Source organism: Ravibacter arvi, assembly GCF_039540405.1.
Lineage (GTDB): Bacteria > Bacteroidota > Bacteroidia > Cytophagales > Spirosomataceae > Ravibacter > Ravibacter arvi.
The window spans coordinates 53,347-73,817 of sequence record NZ_BAABEY010000011.1 but is presented as its reverse complement, the minus strand read 5'-3'; the positions used below and the strand labels follow the sequence as shown (position 1 = coordinate 73,817).

Annotated in this window: 18 protein-coding genes; 11 read left to right on the top strand and 7 right to left on the bottom strand. The window is 49.6% G+C overall.

What is annotated here, in order from left to right:
* Positions 1 to 232 precede the first annotated feature (232 nt).
* A complete protein-coding gene (locus tag ABD852_RS05010; RefSeq protein ID WP_345026929.1) occupies positions 233 to 1,495 on the top strand; it encodes a WcaI family glycosyltransferase in 1,263 nt (420 codons plus the stop codon).
* Positions 1,496 to 1,509: 14 nt separating this feature from the next.
* Here the strand turns inward: ABD852_RS05010 and ABD852_RS05005 are convergent, their stop codons facing one another.
* Positions 1,510 to 3,093 (bottom strand): capsule assembly Wzi family protein, encoded by a 1,584-nt coding sequence (locus ABD852_RS05005; protein WP_345026928.1) that lies wholly within the window; start codon positions 3,091 to 3,093, stop codon positions 1,510 to 1,512.
* Positions 3,094 to 3,182: 89 nt separating this feature from the next.
* A complete protein-coding gene (locus tag ABD852_RS05000; protein WP_345026927.1) occupies positions 3,183 to 4,199 on the bottom strand; it encodes a hypothetical protein in 1,017 nt (338 codons plus the stop codon).
* 301 nt (positions 4,200 to 4,500) lie between these two features.
* Between ABD852_RS05000 and ABD852_RS04995 the strand changes: the two genes are divergently transcribed.
* From ABD852_RS04995 to ABD852_RS04980, 4 genes are all read left to right on the top strand, one after another.
* Positions 4,501 to 5,244 carry an FkbM family methyltransferase gene (locus ABD852_RS04995; RefSeq protein WP_345026926.1) on the top strand — a complete coding sequence of 248 codons (744 nt, stop codon included), beginning with the start codon at positions 4,501 to 4,503 and terminating at the stop codon, positions 5,242 to 5,244.
* 109 nt (positions 5,245 to 5,353) lie between these two features.
* Complete coding sequence (locus ABD852_RS04990; RefSeq protein WP_345026925.1) at positions 5,354 to 6,226, top strand: helix-turn-helix domain-containing protein; 873 nt, start codon at positions 5,354 to 5,356, stop codon at positions 6,224 to 6,226.
* A 283-nt stretch (positions 6,227 to 6,509) separates the two neighbouring features.
* Positions 6,510 to 6,644: a hypothetical protein gene (locus ABD852_RS04985; RefSeq protein WP_345026924.1), complete on the top strand. Its 135-nt coding sequence runs from the start codon at positions 6,510 to 6,512 to the stop codon at positions 6,642 to 6,644.
* 203 nt (positions 6,645 to 6,847) lie between these two features.
* Positions 6,848 to 7,108: a hypothetical protein gene (locus ABD852_RS04980; protein WP_345026923.1), complete on the top strand. Its 261-nt coding sequence runs from the start codon at positions 6,848 to 6,850 to the stop codon at positions 7,106 to 7,108.
* 219 nt (positions 7,109 to 7,327) lie between these two features.
* Here the strand turns inward: ABD852_RS04980 and rpe are convergent, their stop codons facing one another.
* Complete coding sequence (gene rpe, locus ABD852_RS04975) at positions 7,328 to 7,981, bottom strand: ribulose-phosphate 3-epimerase (RefSeq protein ID WP_345026922.1); 654 nt, start codon at positions 7,979 to 7,981, stop codon at positions 7,328 to 7,330.
* A gap of 141 nt (positions 7,982 to 8,122) precedes the next feature.
* Between rpe and ligA the strand changes: the two genes are divergently transcribed.
* Both ligA and dapA read left to right on the top strand, forming a co-directional pair.
* Positions 8,123 to 10,216, top strand: a complete 2,094-nt coding sequence (gene ligA / locus ABD852_RS04970; protein WP_345026921.1) for an NAD-dependent DNA ligase LigA — start codon at positions 8,123 to 8,125, stop codon at positions 10,214 to 10,216.
* A 198-nt stretch (positions 10,217 to 10,414) separates the two neighbouring features.
* Positions 10,415 to 11,305, top strand: coding sequence for a 4-hydroxy-tetrahydrodipicolinate synthase (gene dapA / locus ABD852_RS04965; RefSeq protein WP_345026920.1), 891 nt, complete (start codon positions 10,415 to 10,417; stop codon positions 11,303 to 11,305).
* A gap of 130 nt (positions 11,306 to 11,435) precedes the next feature.
* On the opposite strand, the gene ABD852_RS04960 is transcribed toward dapA, so the two are convergent.
* Positions 11,436 to 12,779, bottom strand: a complete 1,344-nt coding sequence (locus ABD852_RS04960) for a GntP family permease (RefSeq protein WP_345026919.1) — start codon at positions 12,777 to 12,779, stop codon at positions 11,436 to 11,438.
* A gap of 142 nt (positions 12,780 to 12,921) precedes the next feature.
* Here ABD852_RS04960 and ABD852_RS04955 point away from each other — a divergent pair, with 142 nt between their 5' ends.
* The 3 genes from ABD852_RS04955 to ABD852_RS04945 all read left to right on the top strand — a co-directional run bounded on the left by ABD852_RS04955 (position 12,922) and on the right by ABD852_RS04945 (position 16,044).
* Positions 12,922 to 14,091, top strand: coding sequence for a sialidase family protein (locus ABD852_RS04955; RefSeq protein ID WP_345026918.1), 1,170 nt, complete (start codon positions 12,922 to 12,924; stop codon positions 14,089 to 14,091).
* Positions 14,092 to 15,014: 923 nt separating this feature from the next.
* Positions 15,015 to 15,179, top strand: a complete 165-nt coding sequence (locus tag ABD852_RS04950; RefSeq protein WP_345026917.1) for an ATP-binding cassette domain-containing protein — start codon at positions 15,015 to 15,017, stop codon at positions 15,177 to 15,179.
* Between the two features lie 232 nt (positions 15,180 to 15,411).
* Positions 15,412 to 16,044 carry a ribonuclease H1 domain-containing protein gene (locus tag ABD852_RS04945; protein WP_345026916.1) on the top strand — a complete coding sequence of 211 codons (633 nt, stop codon included), beginning with the start codon at positions 15,412 to 15,414 and terminating at the stop codon, positions 16,042 to 16,044.
* A gap of 2 nt (positions 16,045 to 16,046) precedes the next feature.
* On the opposite strand, the gene ABD852_RS04940 is transcribed toward ABD852_RS04945, so the two are convergent.
* From ABD852_RS04940 to ABD852_RS04930, 3 genes are read right to left on the bottom strand one after another with little or no spacing between them, the layout of a single operon-like run.
* Positions 16,047 to 17,048, bottom strand: a complete 1,002-nt coding sequence (locus ABD852_RS04940) for an ABC transporter ATP-binding protein (RefSeq protein ID WP_345026915.1) — start codon at positions 17,046 to 17,048, stop codon at positions 16,047 to 16,049.
* A 5-nt stretch (positions 17,049 to 17,053) separates the two neighbouring features.
* Positions 17,054 to 18,097 (bottom strand): iron chelate uptake ABC transporter family permease subunit, encoded by a 1,044-nt coding sequence (locus ABD852_RS04935; protein ID WP_345026914.1) that lies wholly within the window; start codon positions 18,095 to 18,097, stop codon positions 17,054 to 17,056.
* 7 nt (positions 18,098 to 18,104) lie between these two features.
* A complete protein-coding gene (locus tag ABD852_RS04930; RefSeq protein ID WP_345026913.1) occupies positions 18,105 to 19,280 on the bottom strand; it encodes an ABC transporter substrate-binding protein in 1,176 nt (391 codons plus the stop codon).
* Between the two features lie 261 nt (positions 19,281 to 19,541).
* Between ABD852_RS04930 and ABD852_RS04925 the strand changes: the two genes are divergently transcribed.
* Positions 19,542 to 20,462, top strand: coding sequence for a methylenetetrahydrofolate reductase (locus ABD852_RS04925; protein ID WP_345026912.1), 921 nt, complete (start codon positions 19,542 to 19,544; stop codon positions 20,460 to 20,462).
* The last annotated feature ends 9 nt before the right edge of the window (positions 20,463 to 20,471 follow it).

The window sequence follows — 20,471 nt, the reverse complement described above, 5'->3', positions numbered from 1 at the left end:
GCCTAGACTGAGTAATGCAAGTAGGTCTCCATCATTTGTTGATGGTAAGTGTTTCTGTAGCTTTGTTTGAATTTATGGCAATGCACCCTTCAGAACCAACTACTGAGTAAGCGGTTAATTTGAAATAGTCAGCAGATTAGTTGGACAATTTTTAGACTTTCAAATGACCATGACCTGTTCCTTTTTTTGAAAATAGAAAAGATTTTGAAAAATTAGAAAAGACTTGCCTGGAATGCGATTTCTTTTTATTAGTTACAATTTCTCGCCGGAGAAAACAGGTATTGGAAAGTACAATGGTGAGTGGGCGGAATGGCTTGTTGATAAGGGACATTCTGTTGATGTCATTACCTCGTATCCCTATTACCCAGAATGGAAAGTGCATGAGGATTATAAGGGGAAAATTGGCTATATGGTGGAGCGAAAAGAAAGATTTAATGTGTTCAGGTGCCCCATGTATATTCCGAAAGGTAAGGGAGGTTTCGGGAGGCTTCTCTCAGATTTTTCTTTTGCTGCTACGTCCTTTTTTGCCTTCCTTGGCGCTATTCTCTTAAACAAAAGATATGACGTTGTTGTTGCAGTGAGCCCTTCAATGCTAAATGGAATTCTTCCGACTATTCTTAAACGAACTACTGGGACGGCATTTGTTTATCATATTCAGGATTTACAGCTTGATGCTGCAGTTGAATTGGGTTTGATAAAGAATAAAATGTTGGAAAAAATTTTGTTGTATATTGAAAAGTTTCAACTTAAATCTTCATCGGTAGTTTCGAGCATTAGTGAAAGGATGAGACAGAAAATCGTCGAAAAAGGAGTTAGCCCTGATAATTATTTTATGCTTGAGAATTGGGTGGATACTGAATTTATTAAGCCTGGCCCTGTTGAAAAGATATTGGAACTAAAGGCTGAGTTGGGGATTCCATTAGATCGAAGAATAATACTATATTCCGGCAATTTAGGAATAAAGCAGGGGATTGAAATACTTATAGATATTGCCGGTTTGCTGAAAAGTGAGGAGGACTGGCTGTTTGTTGTATGTGGAGACGGTATGGCACGGGAAGGATTAATCGCTGAAGCGAAGAGGACTGACTTAAAAAATATATTGTTTTGTCCCCTCCAGTCCTATCAAAGATTACCTCAACTGTTGCAAATGGCGGACATCCATTTGATTCCTCAAAAAAAAGCTGCAGCCGATTTGGTACTTCCTTCAAAATTGTCTGGCATATTGTCAATTGGTGGGGTGGTTATAGCGTGTGCGGAGGAAAATACTGAATTATATAATATAATTCGCCAAAATAATATCGGCTATACAGTCGAACCTGAAAACCCATCGGCCCTTGCCCGCACCATACGACATGTTATGAAATCTGATACTCTGGTAGTAGGACAGAATGCGCGCGAATTTGCAATTAAGAGATTTGGTAAGGATCTGGTGCTGAGTCGTTTTGGTGAACTAGTTTACAATTTAGTTAACTTTCGGGAAATGAAAGGACGATGAAGTAAATTAAATTTTCACAATCTTCCCTTTTTTACTATTCCCAAGAAAGCGCCAAAAGAATTCCGGTATAGATCCCCTTGGTCGTGACCAACCGATAATGTGTAATGAATACAGCCTGCTTTGCGGAGATTTACAGGCAGTTCAAAACGCATCAAACCAGAAAACTGATTAGCTGCAGATGGAAATGGTCGGTCGTACATCCCCAAATTGTGCGAGAAAGATAACTTAGCTAGGAAAAGCATTTTGTTAATCCGACCATTCAAGCCGAGATGCACCATTTGTACACGGTTGTTTGCAGAAAAAAAGTAGGGGTTTAACGGGTTAATAAGAGAAGGCAAACTATGGGTGGAAGGGATAATAAATGGTGTGCCGACGGTGTTCCCAGCTTGTACCCAGCCATAGTATTGCATATGGTTGAAATAGTTATCTGACCCTCGTGTTCCTCCGTCCAGGTCGAAATGGGCCCCTCCCTGGTTTGAAGTTTGGAGGTATTCCAGTGTAATGCCTGAAAGGCTGAAGCCCCTAATGCCTTCAGGGTTACGATTTTTGAAGGCGAGGCCGTGCAGACCGTCGGTCAAATTAATCCGTTGAAATAAAGAGCCGTCGTCATAAACAAACTGCTTGTACCCCATGAGTGTCCATTTGGGTAAGCGTATTTCGAGTGCGAAGTCAACGGTTCCTAAATGGTTCCCGATTCTATTACCACGATCTATAGCATCGTATTCGTCCGGATTTACATATCCGAAAGTGGGTATTCGCTTTCCTGAAATAACATACCAATAGTCTATAAGTTTCGACGGGTACGTCGTTTGCCCAGGAGCGTGCCATTTGTTTGCCATTACAATGGTGCCGCCCCATTGTACATTATGATTAAAGCCTCCATAGAGTCGGACTGGCCACTTTGGTTTACCAATCCTTATGTAAAGGGATTTTTGATGTAGAAAATGTCCTTTTGTAATCGGGTTGGCTGAAAACCAGCCATGCGCATAGTTGCCCCGGAATCCCAACAGACCATTGAAAATGGTTGCATAATCGGTAAAGCCGATTTGCACCATTGGGAGCGGAAGCGAGTTCCCGGATTGAATATAGGAGCCACTAGTATTTAGGCTATCGCCCAGCAGGCCGACTATATGTCTTTTACGGCCCGCGAAAATTTCCAGTTTTCCCCATCTGCCTTTCAAATGTGCTTCAGGAATGATCAGGGTACTCTGATTTCCAATGTTTCCTACCGCTTCGAGATGAAACCCCCAGTCCCATTTTTTTGAGTGAACATAATCTGAGAAGATTGCGGCAGATGGAAGGAGCACCGGGCCTTTTAAAGGAATTACGCCAAATTGGTTGGTCCGTAACCAGAAAGGAGTCGCGTCGCTTGCGATGATACCGCCTAAACCGAACGAGTAATTGTATTGTCGTCCGGCAGAAAGCGTATCGGTACTGCTAAGCCCGACGCTGAATGAAGGCCCGGCATAAATGACAAGAAGAAGCGTCCAGGTAACCGAAAGTGTTTTCCTAATAAAGTCAGCGCACCTGCCCTCAGTTTTATTTTGAGATGCAGATTTCTGTTTTTTGACAGAATTCAGGTATTTAAAATCTTGCATACGTTGATGGTGATTTTGAAAGCTACCTTTTTCGTTAAGTTCTCCTTTTGAATCGACTGAAGCGGATGCGCATCGCAGTGATGGGCTCACTACTTTAAAGGAGGGCACTTAACGGTATAAGGCAAAATGTAAGCTACTTTAATGGTTCCCAGTAGATAACTGTCATTTTTTTTAGGACTGTCTCCCCTCACTCCCAATACATTAGGGTTGGCGCGCAGGTATTCAATGGGGTCGGTATTAGCATCAAGATTAAGATACTTTCTCAAAATATCGGTTCTGTCTCCCTGAGCTCTCCTGGCTTCATATCGTTCCAGACTTCTGTTTGACATCGTCTGAGCAATCTGGCCGTTTTCGGCAGCATTGTCTGACAGGAAAACAGCCGAAGCGGGATAATTCTTGCTTACGTCATCCAGATAATCCGAAGTGGTGAAGCGCATTCCCACCTCTCCGCCAATTTTAAACCGGTCATTTATTTTGTAAGATATTCCGAAGCCCAGCGGTATGGCAAACTTTACCAGTGAATACGGCTTGTCGTAGCCTTCATGCCCCTGGCCTTCAGTGCCGAGCGGTCTCAGCGCGACCCACTTCTGCTTTTCAATCGCCGTTTCGTCAACTGGTAGCCTGGCTTTCGGATTATGTGCAAAAAACGCTATTCCCCCAAAAAAATAAGCATTGAAACGACTTTTGGGTTGATCGGGGACTAAGTTCAGTATGCCGGTTAGTGCTAATTCCTTTACGTCGTTTCTGAAGTGAAGATTCCGGATAAAAAAATTATGATTGGCCGCGCTTCCCGATTTGTTCTGCGTGTAGTCGTCCCCGGCCAATCTGGCCCAGGTGAGCGATACTCTTCCGGCAAAGCGGGGTGAAAAATGCCGGGTATATTCACCACTGATGTTGAAGCGCATAGATCTGAATGTAGAGGCAATTACACGGCGATATGGCGCCATATCCCCATAATAGGAGGCGGTTCCCAGTCCCGCTCCAACCGTCGAGTAAGGCATGAACCTACCGTATCCCTGGGCAAAGGATTGCGATTGAATAATATGAATTATAGCGACTGACAGCACGGCAAAACGCAGTACGTGTAAACCTCGGATGACTTTCATTTTCTCGGGCATAGAACTGGGAGACTTAATATAGTATGCGTTTAGAACTGGCTCTCTTTTTTGGCTCCATAGTCAGTACGAAAATTGTATTTGTTTAGTCTTGGCTTATGTGACTTTTTTATACCTCAAAAAATGTGCCAGGAGTAAGACTGTGTAACCCTGTGGAATAAGCTTATTCGAGGTAGGACGGTTCTTCCAAGGAATACTTGGATAATTTATATTCAACTTTGGTTGAGGACTAGTATTTTTGTGCGTTAATTTACAAGCAGGCCGCACGTTTAATTCTTACCTTAATAAATTCATGATTGGAAAAAAGCTAAAGCGCGTTTTAGACGTTTTTTATATTTTGCGACACAGGCACGGCGGCTTTGAGTATTTGCGGCAACCTCATGCATCTATTGCCTCTTTTAATATCCTGGATCAGCTGGCCCATCATATACCCGATTTAGGAACAGTAATGGACATCGGCGCTAATCAGGGCCAGTTTGCCTGTTCGGTCGCCAGGTTCTTTCCCAATGCCGCTATTCATTCCTTTGAACCGGTCCCGGATACTTACCAGCTGCTTGTTGCTAATACCAAGTCCCTCTCTAAAGTGGTAACTTATAATTTTGGCTTGGGTAGTGAGAGTGGAAAAATAGATTTTTATCAGAACGAGCATTCGCATGCTAGTTCGGCTCTGCCTATTTCGGATTTTCAGAAGAGGGGATTACCTGAAACCTCAAAAACAACACTCATCAGGGTTCCTGTCGAACGGTTGGACAGTATAGCCGGGAAAATGGGGGCCATTGAGGGACCGGTATTGCTGAAACTAGATGTTCAGGGTTATGAAAAGCAGGTCTTGCTCGGAGCCGGCTCTTTTATGAATAAAGTGGATTATCTGCTCTTTGAAGCTTCATTTATTAGTATGTATGAAGGAGAGCCCCTTTTTGAAGAGATGCATGAACTGGTCTGCAAGATGGGGTTCAAATTAATTGGGCCAGTAGGTTCTCTTGAAGTGGGCGCTTCCCAGATAGCGCAAATGGATATGCTGTATGCGAGAAGATAGAGTAATCTGGATATGATAATTTCACCGACTCACGCAATGGAATATAGTTAAGAAGTCTGGTTCCGCACGCTGACATAGGAGCTCATAATTTATCCATTGGTAGCAGCTTATGAACCCCACAATTCCTAAAGTAGATATCTGCACCCTCTCGGAAAACCGCGAAGAGGACATCATGATCAGCCGGTTTTCTGACTACCTGAGCAGGCATTCCAACCTGATCGCGCCGCATCGTCACAGTTTTTACCACCTGCTCTTTTTTACGCAGGGCGGGGGCAAACATACTATTGACTTTCACCACTTTGATGTAAAGCCGTTCCAGATTTATTTCATGACCCCGGGACAAGTACATTCCTGGGACTTCGAGGGCGTTGTAGACGGATATGTGGTCAATTTTTCGGAGAGTTTTTTTCATTCTTTCCTGCTGAAGCAAGACTACCTCGACTCATTTATTTTTTTCCGGACGGAGGCACAGAAAAGTGTCTGGAACCTTGAAGGAAATACGCGGGAGGCGGTGAGCGGTCTTTTCGAACGGCTGATTCAGGTTCCGGCACTTTCCCCCGATTACCGCCATGACATGATCCGGGCCATTCTGCTACAGGTTTTCATCATGGTCCAGAACAGTGTAACCGCCGGTGAGCATGGAGCGGTAAATACCGCCGGGAACGCCTTGCTCCGCAAATATCAAAAACTGATCGACAGCCATTTTGTGACCTTGCGGCTGCCCAGCGAATATGCGGCGCTCCTGCATGTTACGCCCAATCATTTAAATGCGCTCTGTAACGAGCACCTGGGCGCGCAGGCCGGGCAGCTTATCCGCGACCGGATGGTACTGGAGATAAAAAGACAATTGGTTAACCTTAATTTGTCGGTTTCCGAAATTGCCTACCGGTTGGATTTTAAAGACAATTCCTACTTTTCCCGTTTTTTCAGGAAAGAGACAGGGCTCAGCCCCGAGGCTTTCCGCAAAAAGTATGTCCGGTAGGTAGGGGAAAGGCTGTTGTTTAAAAGGCAGGTGTCATTCTGAGAAAGAAGTTTTTTTGCGAAAACACCTTGGGGTAGAAATGACAAATAGATGTTGTCAATGGAAGTCAATGGTAGCCTGAGGCTACCACCCGGACGGTCATCCTGAGCGGAGCGCAGCGGAGTCGAAGGATCTCCTGTTGTTAGAAAAATTCTATTTAGAGGATTGGGTCCGGGGAGCGGGAGATTCCTCGGCTCCGCTCGGAATGACCGTCCGGACGGCGCGCCCATCCATAGGATCGTCAATGGTAGCACATCTGCCGGAGGGTCATCCTGAGCGCAGCGCAGCGGAGTCGAAGGATCTCCTGTTGTTAGAAAAAAGCCCTCTGAAAGGGATTGGGTCCGGGGAGCAGGAGATTCCTCGGCTCCGCTCGGAATGACCGTCCGTACGGCGCGCGCATACGTAGTATCGTCAATGGTAGCGCATCTGCCGGAGGGTCATCCTGAGCGGAGCGCAGCAGAGCCGAAGGATCTCCTGTTGTTAGAAAAATTCTATTTAAAGGATTGAGTCCGGGGAGCTGGAGATTCCTCGGCTGCGCTCGGAATGACCGTCCGGAGGGCGCGCCCATCCATAGTATCGTCAATGGTAGTGCATCTGCCGGAGGGTCATCCTGAGCGGAGCGCAGCGAAGTCGAAGGATCTCCTGTTGTTAGAAAAATTCTATTTAGAGGATTGGGTCCTGGGAGCGGGAGATTCCTCGGCTCCGCTCGGAATGACCGTCCGGAGGGCGCGCCCATCCATAGTATCGTCAATGGTAGCGCATCTACCGGATGGTCATCCTGAGCGGAGCGCAGCGGAGTCGAAGGATCTCCTGTTGTTAGAAAAATTCTATTTAAAGGATTGAGTCCGGGGGAGCGGGAGATTCCTCGGCTGCGCTCGGAATGACTGGTACATAGATTCTCGAACCAATAAAACTGAAAAATAATTTAGTTATTTTTCATGCCATATACTTTTGACACAATAACGACGTTTTAAGTTCATCAAGATAAAAGCAAAGCAAATAATAAAGGCTGCCCTATAACACTAAGGCAGCCTTTGTTTTTGAGCCGGATTATTCCAGCCGCTATCCGGTCGTTTTTTTTAACTCGCTAATGGCCTGTTCCGGCGATGGCGCATTAAAAATAAAGCTCCCTGCAATTAGTACATCAGCGCCGGCAGCAACCAGTGCAGGAGCGTTTGAAAGGGAAACACCACCATCTATTCCTATGGTGAAGTCAAGACCGGCCGATTCCCTCATCTCGGCGAGACGCTTTACTTTCGAATAGGTTCGCCCGATAAATTGCTGGCCCCCGAAACCAGGGTTGACCGACATTAATAAAACAGTGTCCAGGTCAGGGAGAATATCAACCAGAAGTTCTACCGGCGTATGCGGGTTCACTGCCACTCCCGCCAGCGCTCCCGTTTCTTTGATAAGCATAATCCCGCTGTGGAGATTAGCACAAGCCTCTATATGGATGGTGATCCGGTCAGCCCCCGCTTTTCTAAACTCCCTGATATACTTTTCAGGCTCTATCATCATGAGGTGCACGTCCAGGGGCTTGGTGGCATGCCGGGCTATGGCCGCGCAAACGGGGAGGCCCAGTGAAATGTTGGGGACGAATCTCCCGTCCATGACATCCACGTGTATCAAATCGGCTTCGCTGCGGTTAATCATCTCTACATCTCTCTGAAGGTTTGCGAAGTCTGCCGATAAAATGGAGGGAGCTATCAATGCCATGAAAACAATAGTTAATGTGTTATTTTTACGGCAAAGGTAACCCAATAAGCTGCCAAATGAAAATCGGTACCTGCCGCGCAACGGGGGCGATTGGGGGATTCTTTTGCCAGAGCTAGTAACGGATCCCAATTTTGAGTTAACATGAACCCAATAGAAGAACAGATAAAGGCACTTTCGAATCGTTTGAATCATTACAATGACCGTTACTATCGGGATAGCGTATCCGAAATTTCCGACCAGGAGTTCGACGCTTTATTAAAACAACTGGCCGAGCTTGAGAAGCTGCACCCGGAATTCAGGCAGGACGATACGCCCACCCAACGGGTAGGCGGTACCATCAACAAAAGCTTTGAAACCGTTTACCACCGCTTCCCCATGTTGTCGCTGGACAACACCTACAGCGAAGACGAGTTGCGGCAATTCGATATAAGGGTGCAGAAAGGAATACCGGGAGAGGCCTACGAATATATTTGTGAACTTAAGTTTGATGGTATTTCCCTGAGCTTTACCTATGAGAACGAAGTGCTGAAAAGAGGTGTTACGCGCGGTGACGGCAAGCGCGGCGACGACATCACGCACAACGTCAAAACGATCAGGAGCCTGCCGCTGCGCGTGAAGGACGGGGGCCTGCCGCCGGTTTTCGAAGTGCGTGGCGAGGGCTTCATGCCGTTCAGCTCGTTTCAGCGGTTGAATGCAGACCTTGAGGAATTGGGCGAGCAAGTTTATGCCAATCCCCGCAATGCTGCATCGGGTGCGTTCAAACTGCAGGATTCTTCCGAAACCGCCCGCAGGAACCTCGACTGCTACATTTATTCTTTTTTGAGCGACGAAGACACTTTTCAGACGCATGAGGAAAGCCTGAATGCGCTGAAAAAAATGGGTTTCAACGTTTCCCCGGGGTGGAAAAAGTGCCAGAATATCGAAGAAGCCATCGGGTACATCCGGGAATGGCAGGAAAAGCGTTTTGAACTGCCCCTGGCTACCGACGGGATTGTTATCAAAATCAATTCATATGCCCAGCAGCGCGAGCTGGGAGCCACTGCGAAAAGCCCGCGATGGGCCATTTCTTTTAAGTACCAGGCAGAAAACAAGCCTGCCATTTTAAGAAAAGTTACGTACCAGGTAGGGCGAACCGGCGCTGTGACGCCCGTGGCGAATCTGAGTGGTATAGAGGAAAGGGAAATACCGCTTGATAAGGTGAAGGGGGTGCACCTTTCCGGTTCGCAGGTAAAGCGTGCCACGCTCCACAATGCCAACGAGCTGGAGCGGCTGGGGCTCCGGGAAGGTGACGTCGTTTTTGTCGAAAAAAGCGGTGAGATTATTCCGAAAATAACGGGCGTTGATATTGCCCAACGGGAACATTTTGAAACCGTGCAGGTAGTATTCCCGGCGTCATGCCCGGAATGTAGCGCCAGGTTGGTAAGAAATGAAGGGGAGGCAGTTTGGTACTGCCCCAACGAACGGGAGTGCCCGCCGCAGATCAAGGGTAAAATCGAACATTTTATTCACCGGAAGGCTATGAATATAGAGAGCCTGGGCGAAGGGAAAATCGAGTTGCTTTTTGACAGACACCTGGTAAAAAGCCCGGCTGATTTGTATGACCTTACTTACGAGCAGCTGTTCGGGTTGGAAAAAACGCTGGTGAACGAAGAAACCGGCAAAACCAAGAAGATCAGTTTTCGGGAGAAAACGGTAGAAAATATACTGAAAGGGATTGATCTGTCGAGGTCCATGCCGCTCAGAAACCTTCTGTTCGCGCTGGGGATCCGGTTTGTGGGGGCAACGGTGGCGGAAAAGCTGGCAGCCTATTTCGGTTCTATGGAGAAATTGCAGGAAGCATCCTATGAAGCCCTTATCGCCGTGCCCGAAATCGGCGACAAGATTGCGTGGAGCATCCGGGCCTATTTTGACGATCCCGTCAACCGGCAAATGCTGGAACGTTTGCGCATTTCCGGCCTTCAGTTCGAGAATGACGAAAAACCGCTGGAAATAGAAAGTGAATTACTGGCCGGGAAAACTTTTGTAATCTCGGGTGTCTTCCAACACTTTGACCGCGATGAGCTTAAGGAGAAAATAGAGGTGAATGGCGGAAAGGTGCTCAGCGGTGTATCGGGTAAATTGAATTATTTGCTTGCCGGCGACAATATGGGGCCGTCAAAGCTCGAAAAAGCGCAAAAATTGGGGGTGACCATTCTTTCAGAAGACGAATTTCTTGGAATGTTATCGGGAGCATAGCGAAAATACCGGAAGCTCCTTACATTTGCGGTTTCAGAAGGGACGGCTGTTTGGGATGAGCCACGAGGTTGAAGCGCCGGGCAGGCGCCGGACACCTGAGACCTCACTCCTCATGCCTTACGGCACACCGCCCCGCACGTTTCAGTAGAAGAATAAACCAACCGGGTATTTGTCGTTCCCGGAACAATAGCAATTAGGATGTCAGTTGACCAACGATTCAAGGGAGTGGGCGTAGCGGTAGTTACGCCGTTTAACGAGCAGCATGAAGTAGATTTTGACGCGTATGTGCGTTTGCTAGGCTATTTGGCCGAAGGCGGAGTAGACTATTTTGTTGTGCAGGGTACAACAGGCGAGTCACCGACTGTAACGCCGGCCGAAAAGAAACGCCTGCTCGAACTTACTAAGCAGAATAACCCGAAGAAACTTCCTATTGTTTATGGAATCGGCGGCAACGATACCCGTTCGGTGCTGGAGGCAATCGCAGCGGCTGACCTTGATGGTGTCGATGCCGTTTTGTCGGTGACGCCGTATTATAACAAGCCGCCCCAGGCCGGTCTTGTGGCGCATTTTACAGCGATAGCGGACGCGTCGCCTGTGCCTGTCATCCTTTACAACGTTCCGGGCCGTACTGTCGTGTCCCTTTCGCTCGACACCGTACTCAAGCTTGCCCAACACCCTAATATTATCGGGATCAAGGATGCCACCAGCAGTCTTGAGTTTGCCATGCAGCTGGCCTGGAAGGCGCCCAAGGATTTCCTGCTCTTATCAGGTGATGACAACCTGGTCACTCCTATGGTAAGCGTAGGCTGGCATGGCGTGATCTCGGTAATCGCCAATGCATTTCCGTCTGAATTTGGTAAAATGACCTGGCACGCGCTTGAAGGACGCTTCGAAGAAGCTGCAGCGATTCAATACTCGTTTATTGATTTTGACACATTGCTGTATGTCGAATCGAATCCTGTGGGGATCAAAAAGTGTCTTGAAATCAAAGGATGGTCGTCTTCTGAAGTACGTCTTCCGCTTATCAAGGCTTCCGACGAACTTGGCGCAAAGCTGAAAGCCGCAATGCTGCGCGAAGGGTTTATATGAGAGAGAGAGATCGGAAGTGGGAAATCGGAAATCGGCGCGCTGATTTCCAATCTCCACTTCCATTCTCCGACTTCCGATCTCCAATCTCCGATTTCCGATTTCCGATCTCCGACTTCCGATTTCCCCCCACCTACAACAGCAACCACCACAATCCGTATATGGCAAGGAGGGCAGTCAGGCCCATCCAGACTGATGCCAGCGTGTAGACGCTGAGCATGGTTTTCATATCAAGCCCGGAAAACTTGGCAATCACCCAGAAGTACGCATCGTTGGCGTGCGAAATCATCATGGAGCCGGCCCCCATACTTAATACTGCCAGAAGAGTGCCGGTTTCGCTGTCCAGGTCGAGTACCGGGAGCAGCGGGTGAAGCAGTGAAGCGGTGGTAATAACCGCTACTGTGGAAGAGCCCTGCGCGGTTTTCAGAACACAGGCAACCAGGAAGGGGAACAGCAATCCGAGCGAGCTGTTCTCAGCCATTGATGAAAAATGAGCGGCCGGGTTGGTAGCGGCAAGCACTGCCCCGAAAGCACCGCCTGCCCCTATGATTACCAGGATGCCGCCTGCTTTCTCAGCAGCATCTGAGAGGGATCCGGAGATCATGCTTCTTCCTTTTGCGCCGGAAAAATTAAAGAGCGCGAGGAAAATACCGAGGCCGAGTGCAATGGCCGGCTCACCCAGCAAGGCCAGTATTTCCCCGGTCCAACCGGTTTGTTCCGGATCAAAGAAGGGCTTGAGGGCGATCAGGAGAATGGGCAATGCAACCGGGAGAAAAGACATAGCAGCAGACGGCCGGCCTGTATTTTCTCCCGCTTGGACCGCAGTTCCTGTATGTACCTGGCGTTGATCCGTTTTTTTGCCCATATAAGACGTCCAGAGGTACCCGACTATGCTGGAGGGGACCGCTACTACAAGGCCCGTAAGGATCAGTTTTCCGAAATCGACCTGTAACTGTGCGGCTGCAGCGCTCATTCCCGGGTGCGGCGGAATAAGGCAATGTACTGAGTAAAGTCCCGTAGCCAGCGCGCCTGCAAGTATTGCCATTGAAATACCCGTTCTTTTTGCCAGCGAATTGGCCAGGCCGCTTAATACAATGTACCCGGAATCACAGAAAATCGGCAGTCCCACCACAAAACCCGTAATGCCCATGGCCATGGGGGCTTTTCGCTCTCCGGTCCGCCTCAGGATCCACTCGGCCATGACCTGGGTGCTCCCCGATTTTTCTAGCAGGACCCCCAATGCGGTACCCAGAACGATAATGAGCGCCAGGGCTTTCATCACATGTCCGAAGCCCTCCTTTATGTGTGAAAGAATCGTCTGAGCAGGCATCCCGACGCTGATCCCGACTACAAAACAGGCAATAAGCAAGGCGAAAAAGGCGTGTAACCTGAATCTGGCGGTGAGGATCATGATGACGGCAATGCCGCCTGTCAGTGAAAGCAATAAATGCGGCAGCGAGACCTGGATTGTGCCCATTAAAGGAATTTTAACTATTTTCGTATTTTCTCAAAAGGCGGAAACAACCGACGATTTACTGATCGGACCCTCCCGGCGGCATCTCGTTCTGTTTCCCGTCGAACCCTTGGTATTCGTTTAATTATTTTTGTTTCCATTTAGTATGCGTCATTTTTCTTGGGTAACAGCTTCTGTTTTACTGATATCCACCGGCTTGCAGGCCCAGGTCAGAACGGAAGAGCTAAAGCACTACAAAGTTTACTACGAACCGGGCAGGTACGCCGGATGGCCGGCAAACACAGGCATCTGGAGCTGGGGCAATGAAATTCTCGCCGGATTTTCTATCGGTTATCACCGTGAATCGGAGAAGAGCATCCATTTTATTGACCGGGAAAAAACAGAAATTCATGTGTTGGCGCGGAGCCTTGACGGCGGCGAGACCTGGACAATCGAAGATCCAGCTAAAGACGGAAAACTGGTTTTTGAATCTGAATTCGGGACACAGCGGACAGATGTCGCACTGCCCAAGCCGCAGAAACTATCCCGGCCCATTAATTTTGAAAATCCGAACCTGGCTTTTGTAACCCGGTTTACCAAAAATAAAAAATCCAATTTCTGGTTTTCCACCAACAAAGGCAAAGGTTGGAGCGGGCCCTATACGCTTCCCGATTTTGGGATGACCGGCCTCGAAGCGCGCACGGAGTATATTGTGGATAGTGAAAAAGAATGCCTGCTTTTTTTGACGGCAACAAAGTCAAACGGGAAAGAGGGCCGGGTTATCTGCGCGAAGACCGAAGATGGCGGTTTGACCTGGTCAATGGTTTCACCTATCGGTCCGGAGCCGGAGGGGTTTGCCATTATGCCGGCAGCTGTCAGGTTGTCGAGGCGCGAATTGCTGGTTACGATCCGGAACCGTGAAGGGGATCGTAACTTTATCAGTACCTATTATTCCCGGAACAATGGGAAATCCTGGCGTGCGTTTGACGATGCTGTAGAGAATACCGGAGCAGGCGGAAGCCCGCCCGCAATGATCAGGCTGAAAGATGGCAGGATTTGCCTGGTATATGCCTATCGGTCCGACCCGTCGACCGGTAAGAACGCGGCTATCCTGGCCAAGCTCAGCTCGGACAACGGCAAAACGTGGAGCAAAGAATATGTATTGAGAAGCGATGGATCTGCGCGCGATGTCGGCTATCCGAAAATCGTCCAGCGACCTGACGGACAGGTGGTTGCCATCTATTATTTTACTGACGTGATAACAGGCCCTGAAAGGTATATCGGCGCCACGGTATGGAATGTTCCGGGCCGCGAACCGGAAACGGTAGTGAGATAGTCCCGCCCTTCCTCCTCCCGTCATTCCAACCGGAAGGCGGGGTTGCCGGACGGTCATTCCGAGCGCAACGGAGTGGAGTCGAGGAATCTCCCGCTCCCCGGACCCAAGCCTTTAAATAGAATTTTTCTAATAACAGGAGATCCTTCGGCTCCACTACGTTCCGCTCAGGATGACCCTCCGGCAGATGCGCTACCATTGACGATACTGCGGATGGGCGCGCCCTCCGGACGGTCATCCCGACCGTAGCGGAGGGATCTCCCTGTCCTTGTACCCAATCCGTTTAATAGGCTTTTTTGCTGGCAACAGGAGATCCTTCGGCTCCGCTGCGCTGCGCTTCAGGATGACCATCCGGGTGGTAGCCTCCGGCATCATTGACTTCTATTGACAAGATCTATTTGTCATCTCCGCTACAAGGTGTTTTCGCAAAAAACTTCTTTCTCGGAATGACGGGATTGGGGCTGGAGTGACCGGGTTTTGCAGACGGAATGACAGGGTTTGCGCCCATCCGGAGAATATTCGTATCTTGCTTCTTTAGTAACCAGAGCCCGGTCAGTAATTGAAAACACTAAACCTCATTTTCCGGTTTTACAAAAGTTTTTGCCTGGCTACTCTGCTGCCCTCCGCGTTTTTACTTTACAGCGCCAGTCCGGATGTCTTGAAGGTATTTGGTTTGGCATTTAAATTTAAGATTCTTTCGTTGATACTGGTTCTGGCCTTAGTGTATCAATACAAAAGGAGTCAATTTTATTATTACAGGAATCTCGGCTTGAGCCGCAATGTAATCCTGGTATCCGTTTTTATGCTGGATATGATGATCTTCCTGACCGGGGCCGCGCTATTGGCAAAAAGCAATGAGCATTGAAGCGCAAGCCCACCTTACACCTTACACCTCACACCTCACCGCTCACACCTCCCCCCCACCTATGCCCCATATCCTCGAAGTCGACGGCGTATTCTTGACTTTCGGTTTGAAAAAGATTCTTCAGCGTGTGTACCTGAAGGCAGAAACCGGGAAGGTTACCGGGCTTTTGGGCAGAAATGGTACCGGGAAATCTTCTCTCTTAAAGGTAATATACGGGGAATTTTGAACCTGAGCGACAGGCTTTACCTGCTGCGAAACGGGGCATCCCTCGCCGTAAACAATGCGACCGACCTGGTAAAACTGGGTTATTTGTCCGGCCTCGATTGATTTCTTCCTGCCTTGTTTTTTTTCAACCGGCAAACTCCGCCGACAGAATCGCTATTCGCAGCCCGATGGCGTATATTTGCCCCACAATGGAGCAGGCGGCAGCCTTTCCGGGAGTTTAGTTAACCAGACGTATGGCAAAAAAGCAGAAATACTATGTTGTGTGGCAGGGGAGAAAGACAGGTGTATTTACCGATTGGAAAGAGTGTGAAAAGCAAATAAAAGGGATGGAGGGAGCCCAGTATAAATCGTTTGATACACTTCAGGAAGCGGAAAAAGCTATCCAGAGAAGTTACTGGGAATTTGTCCGGAAAGGAGGGGCAAAGCCCGAGATTAAGCCTGCGCCGGCTTCGATCGGGAAACCCATTCTCAACAGCCTGGTAGTAGATGCAGCCTGGAATACCGCCACCGGTGATATGGAGTACCAGGGCTTGTATCTGCAGACCAAAGAAAAACTGTTTCTCATGGGGCCTTTTGCCGATGCTACCAATAATATCGGCGAGTTCCTGGCGATTGTCCATGCCTTGTCTTACCTGCAACGACTCAACAGTGAAATTCCCGTCTATTCGGATTCGAAGACGGCCATCGGTTGGGTCATGAAAAAACATGCGAATACCAAGCTCGAGCTGACTCCCCGCAACAAGCCGGTTTTCGAGTTGCTGCAGCGGGCAGAGCGCTGGCTTGCGGCTAACAAGTTCAAAAACCCGGTTCTGAAATGGGAGACTACTTACTGGGGCGAAAACCCGGCGGATTTCGGGAGAAAATAGCGCTAGGGGCGGGACGACAGCAGGTCAAGGAGCTGTTGGATGCTTCGAGCCTCAAGGACGGTATTTTCCCGGACTAGCATCCATTGCGGCCGGGCGCCGGACGCGGCAACACGTATTGTCGGCCCGGCGGTTCCTGAGCCGGTATTTACAGCGTACCCCGTTCTCTTCAGGGCCTTTAATGTCCACTCATATGCCAGGCCGGATCCTTCTACCGAACAGCCTCCCGATCGGTTGATGAGCGGAACGAGAATCTGGCCGGTCTGGTTGTCAAACCCCCACTCCTGGTTCCGGGAGTAGATGTTCCCGATGCTTCCCTCCAGGACCAGGTCCTCCGGAGCACCGGTTTTTACGGTTCCGTTTTCATCTATCAGCCAGATGTGATCAGCCATCTGGAGCGCCAGTTCCACATCGTGAGTAGAAAACAGAATGGTTTTCGAGGTGGTAAGCGATCTCAGTTTATCGATTAATTCAATCTTTCCTAGAACATCGAGGTGAGCTGTAGGCTCGTCAAGCAGTATATAGTGAGTTTCCTGGGCGAGCGCCTTTGCGATCATGGCTCTTTGTAGTTCGCCATCGCTTAACTGGCTGATTTTGCGAGTGGATAGCGCCGTAATCCCCGTGGCATTGAGGCTTTCGTATACCTTTTCGAGGTCCGGACCGGCCAGGTTGCCCATTCGGTTCGTGTGGGGAATTCTTCCCAGGGCAACCAGTTCGAATACGGAAAGATGCGTGCCCCTGATCGGTTCCTGGAGGACGATGGAGAGCCTTTTCGAAAGCTCGACCCGGCTCCGCGAAGACAGGCTTACGTCGTCCAGCAGAACATCACCCGAAATGACGGGCTGCAGGCCGGAGAGAGTGCGGATCAGGGTCGACTTCCCGGATCCGTTCGGACCGAGTAAGGCGGTTAGGCGTCCATCCGGAAGGGTGAAGTTCAGGCCACCGGCGACCAGTCTCTCGTTTTTGTAGGCTCTGTACCCGATAACCAGCTCTTTTGCTTCAATCATCTGCGTTAAAACGAATTTCTCAGGTTGTTCATTTTCAGTATGATCCAAATGACGGCCGGCGCGCCGGCAAGAGACGTCGCGATGTTGATCGGAAGTACAATGCCATTGCCCGGAAGCTGCGCGATCAGGTCACAACACAACAGGGCCAGCGCACCTCCAAGACAACAGGCAGGCATTAAAATCATATGGTTGGAGGTAGCGAAAAGAGATCTCATGACATGGGGTACCGCAATACCGACAAAACCGATAGGGCCGCAGAACGCAGTGACAACACCGGTAAGCAGGCAGGTGTTGAGCAAAATAAGCGTTCGGGCCTTCCGGGGAGAAATACCCAGGTTGGAGGCGTAGTTCTCACCCAGTAACAGCGCATTAAGCGTCTTGGAAAGGAAGAAAGAAAACAGCAGCCCGGCTATCGTAGCCGAAGCCAGCACGGTCAGCCGCGGTCCGCCTGAAACGCCCAGGCTCCCGAAGGTCCACGAAACGAAAGCCTGGAGTTGTTCAGGTCGGCTGAAGTACTGCCAGAGGCCGGTGATGGCCAGGGTGAGCGTGCCAAGCATGAGCCCTACAATCAGCAACACCACGTTGTCTTTTACAAACCGGCTGATGATCAGCAGTAGCGAGAAAACCGCTCCGGCCCCGGTTGCAGCGGCCAAAGCAATCATCCACGAAGCGCCGATGCCAAGCCGGTGCAGCTGGATGCCGACGCCCTGGTCAAGGAAAAAGATAAACAGACCGGTCCCTAAAGCTGCCCCCGCGCTGATTCCCAGTTCAGAAGGGCTTGCGAGCGGATTCCTGAACAAGGTTTGCATCTGAAGGCCGCAAACCGATAAGGCTGAGCCTGCAAATACTGCCGTGAAAGCCTTGGGAACCCGGATCTGAAAGAGGATATGACTCCACGCAATATGGTCGTGGTCTTTACCGGACAGGATAGAAAGCGCGTCAGGAAGCGGGATGCGTACGGTCCCGACAAGGATGTCGGTCACGAAAAGCACTACCAGCAGGAATGCCAGCAGCGAGAACCAAACATATGTTTTGACGGAGTCATTCAAAGCCGGACTAAGGTTTCAGTTCATTGCAATAGTAAAGCGCATGCGGAGAAAGAACATCCGGGTGCAAAATGTGCACATAGTCGGCCAAAAGCAGATCGGGGCGGTAAGCGGACGATTCCCAATAGTCGTTGGCCCCGTTTTCAGCCAGGCGCCCGTTGAAGGAATACAGGCGATTGTTCTGTACGGGTTTGAAAGCCTGGTAACGCGGATCCGCTGAAAGCAAAGCGGCCTTTCCCATATCTGTAGCCGGCAGGAAAATATTCAGCCAGGCGTCGGCTTCCAGTGCAACCGGGTAAACAGACTCAAACGCAAGCGGTATACCGCCGGTCTGGTCGTTGTCCTTCCAGGGGTAGTCGGCGCCTGCGTCTTTCAGTAACGCGGCCATGAAACTCTTTCCGCCGGGCATATGCCACGTGCCCTGAAATTCATTCCCAAGCAGAACCTTTGGCCTGCTGCCCGGCGCACTTCTTACTTTTTCTGCCAGGCGCTCGTAATTGGAGGCCACAAGTGCAAATTGATGCTGGGCAAAATTGAGCTTGTCAAATAAAACGGCCATCAGTTTAATCCATTCGGCGCGTCCCAGCGGCGAGGTCTCCATCCACTCCGAATTGACAATCACGGGTATACCCGATGCCTGGATACCGGCATAGGCGTCGTGACCGGCATCAGGACTACCGGTTACCATAAGCACGTCGGGGTGCAAGTCGATGACGCTCTCCTGGTTAATCTGACCGCCTTTTTGAATTTCACGGATGGAGCCAGCGGCAATGCGGTCTCTTATACGGGCCGAATATACCTGGGAACCGTCGCCGACCGCAGCCAGGTTGTTCCACGCCTCCAACTGGTCTACTGCGCCGACATGAAGACTGGAAGTAACGGCTATAGAATTGATGGGCGTGCGAATAATCTGTTCAGGATTGAACCCGCCCGGCACCGGCGCAGTTTTCTTCAGCAAGATATACTGCACGGTATCGCCCGGTTGAAAGGGACTGAAAATGCGGAGCAGATGGTAGTCACCCCGGTCATCAAGCCGGAACCCCTTTGCGTACCGGATGAGCCCTGAGGGCTTTTCTACCTCGGCCCGCTCTTCGTTCCGGACGTCGCGCGTACAGGAAGCAGACAGGCAGATGGAAATGGCTACAGCGCCGGTGCAGACAAAGGAAATAATAGAGCGAATGATCATTTTATGCTTTGATACAGTTGCTTCGGAGGAAGCCGGTGCGTTCAGACAAAATTAGTACAGTACTCACATAATCTCTCCCTGGCGAAGTTTTTTTTGATATGAATCTTATTTAAAGATAAAAAATGATGACAGTTTCGGTTTTAATGAATCATTATTCTTGTAATTGGCTAAATAATAGATTTTTTGTCTTTAATGGGTGTGCTATATTTGCGGCGGAAAGCATGGATGGGGTAGGCGTTAGTTTCTTTTGTTCAGAATAATATGTTGCGATCAAAAATTGAAAACCGGGAATCCGGGATATTGCTGTATGGAATTACGCCGCCGAAGCTCGGTCACGCCCCTGAGAAGATCGCGGAGATAGCAGCGCGCCAGCTCGCGCGGATTGCCGGTCTGGATATTGACGGCCTTGTTCTTTACGACATACAGGATGAGTCGGCCAGGAATGCTTCCCCGCGGCCTTTCCCGTTTATAGAAACCATCGATCCGTGGGTTTACAGCCGAGACTACCTTGGCGATCTGAGGCTTCCCAAAATTATCTACAACGGAGTTGGGAGATATACGCAGGATACGTTTGCCGAATGGCTGGGGACGGAGGGACGTTCGGTTGACTTCATGGTGCTGGTCGGCGCTCCGTCCAGGCTGTCGAATGCCGGGCTTTCGCTGCAGGATGCCTACCGGATCAGCCGTTCCTACCCGCAGGCCAGGCTAATAGGCGGTGTGACGATTCCCGAAAGACATATCCGGAAGTCTGACGAACATTTGCGGGTAGTTGCAAAAACTGAGTCGGGGTGCCGCTTTTTTATTTCCCAGTGCGTATATAATATTCAGAATGCGCGGCAATTGCTCCTTGACTATTGCGATTACCTGAAAAAGACCGGCGAGACGCCTGTTCCGATAATCTTTACCATTACTCCTTGCGGGTCGTCCAAAACACTGCACTTTATGGAGTGGCTGGGGATTGAGATACCGGTTTGGCTGAAAAGCGAGCTGGAGGCCTCTGCGGATATGTTATCCAAATCAGTTGATGCCTGTACCAGGATCGTAGACGAACTCATTGCACATGCGGCAGATCTCTGTGTTCCGATCGGCTTTAACGTTGAGAGCGTAGCCATACGGAAGGACGAAATAGAAGCCTCCCTGGCTTTGGTCCGCTATATCGGTGGCAAATGGGGGCGTATATAGTCCCGGATT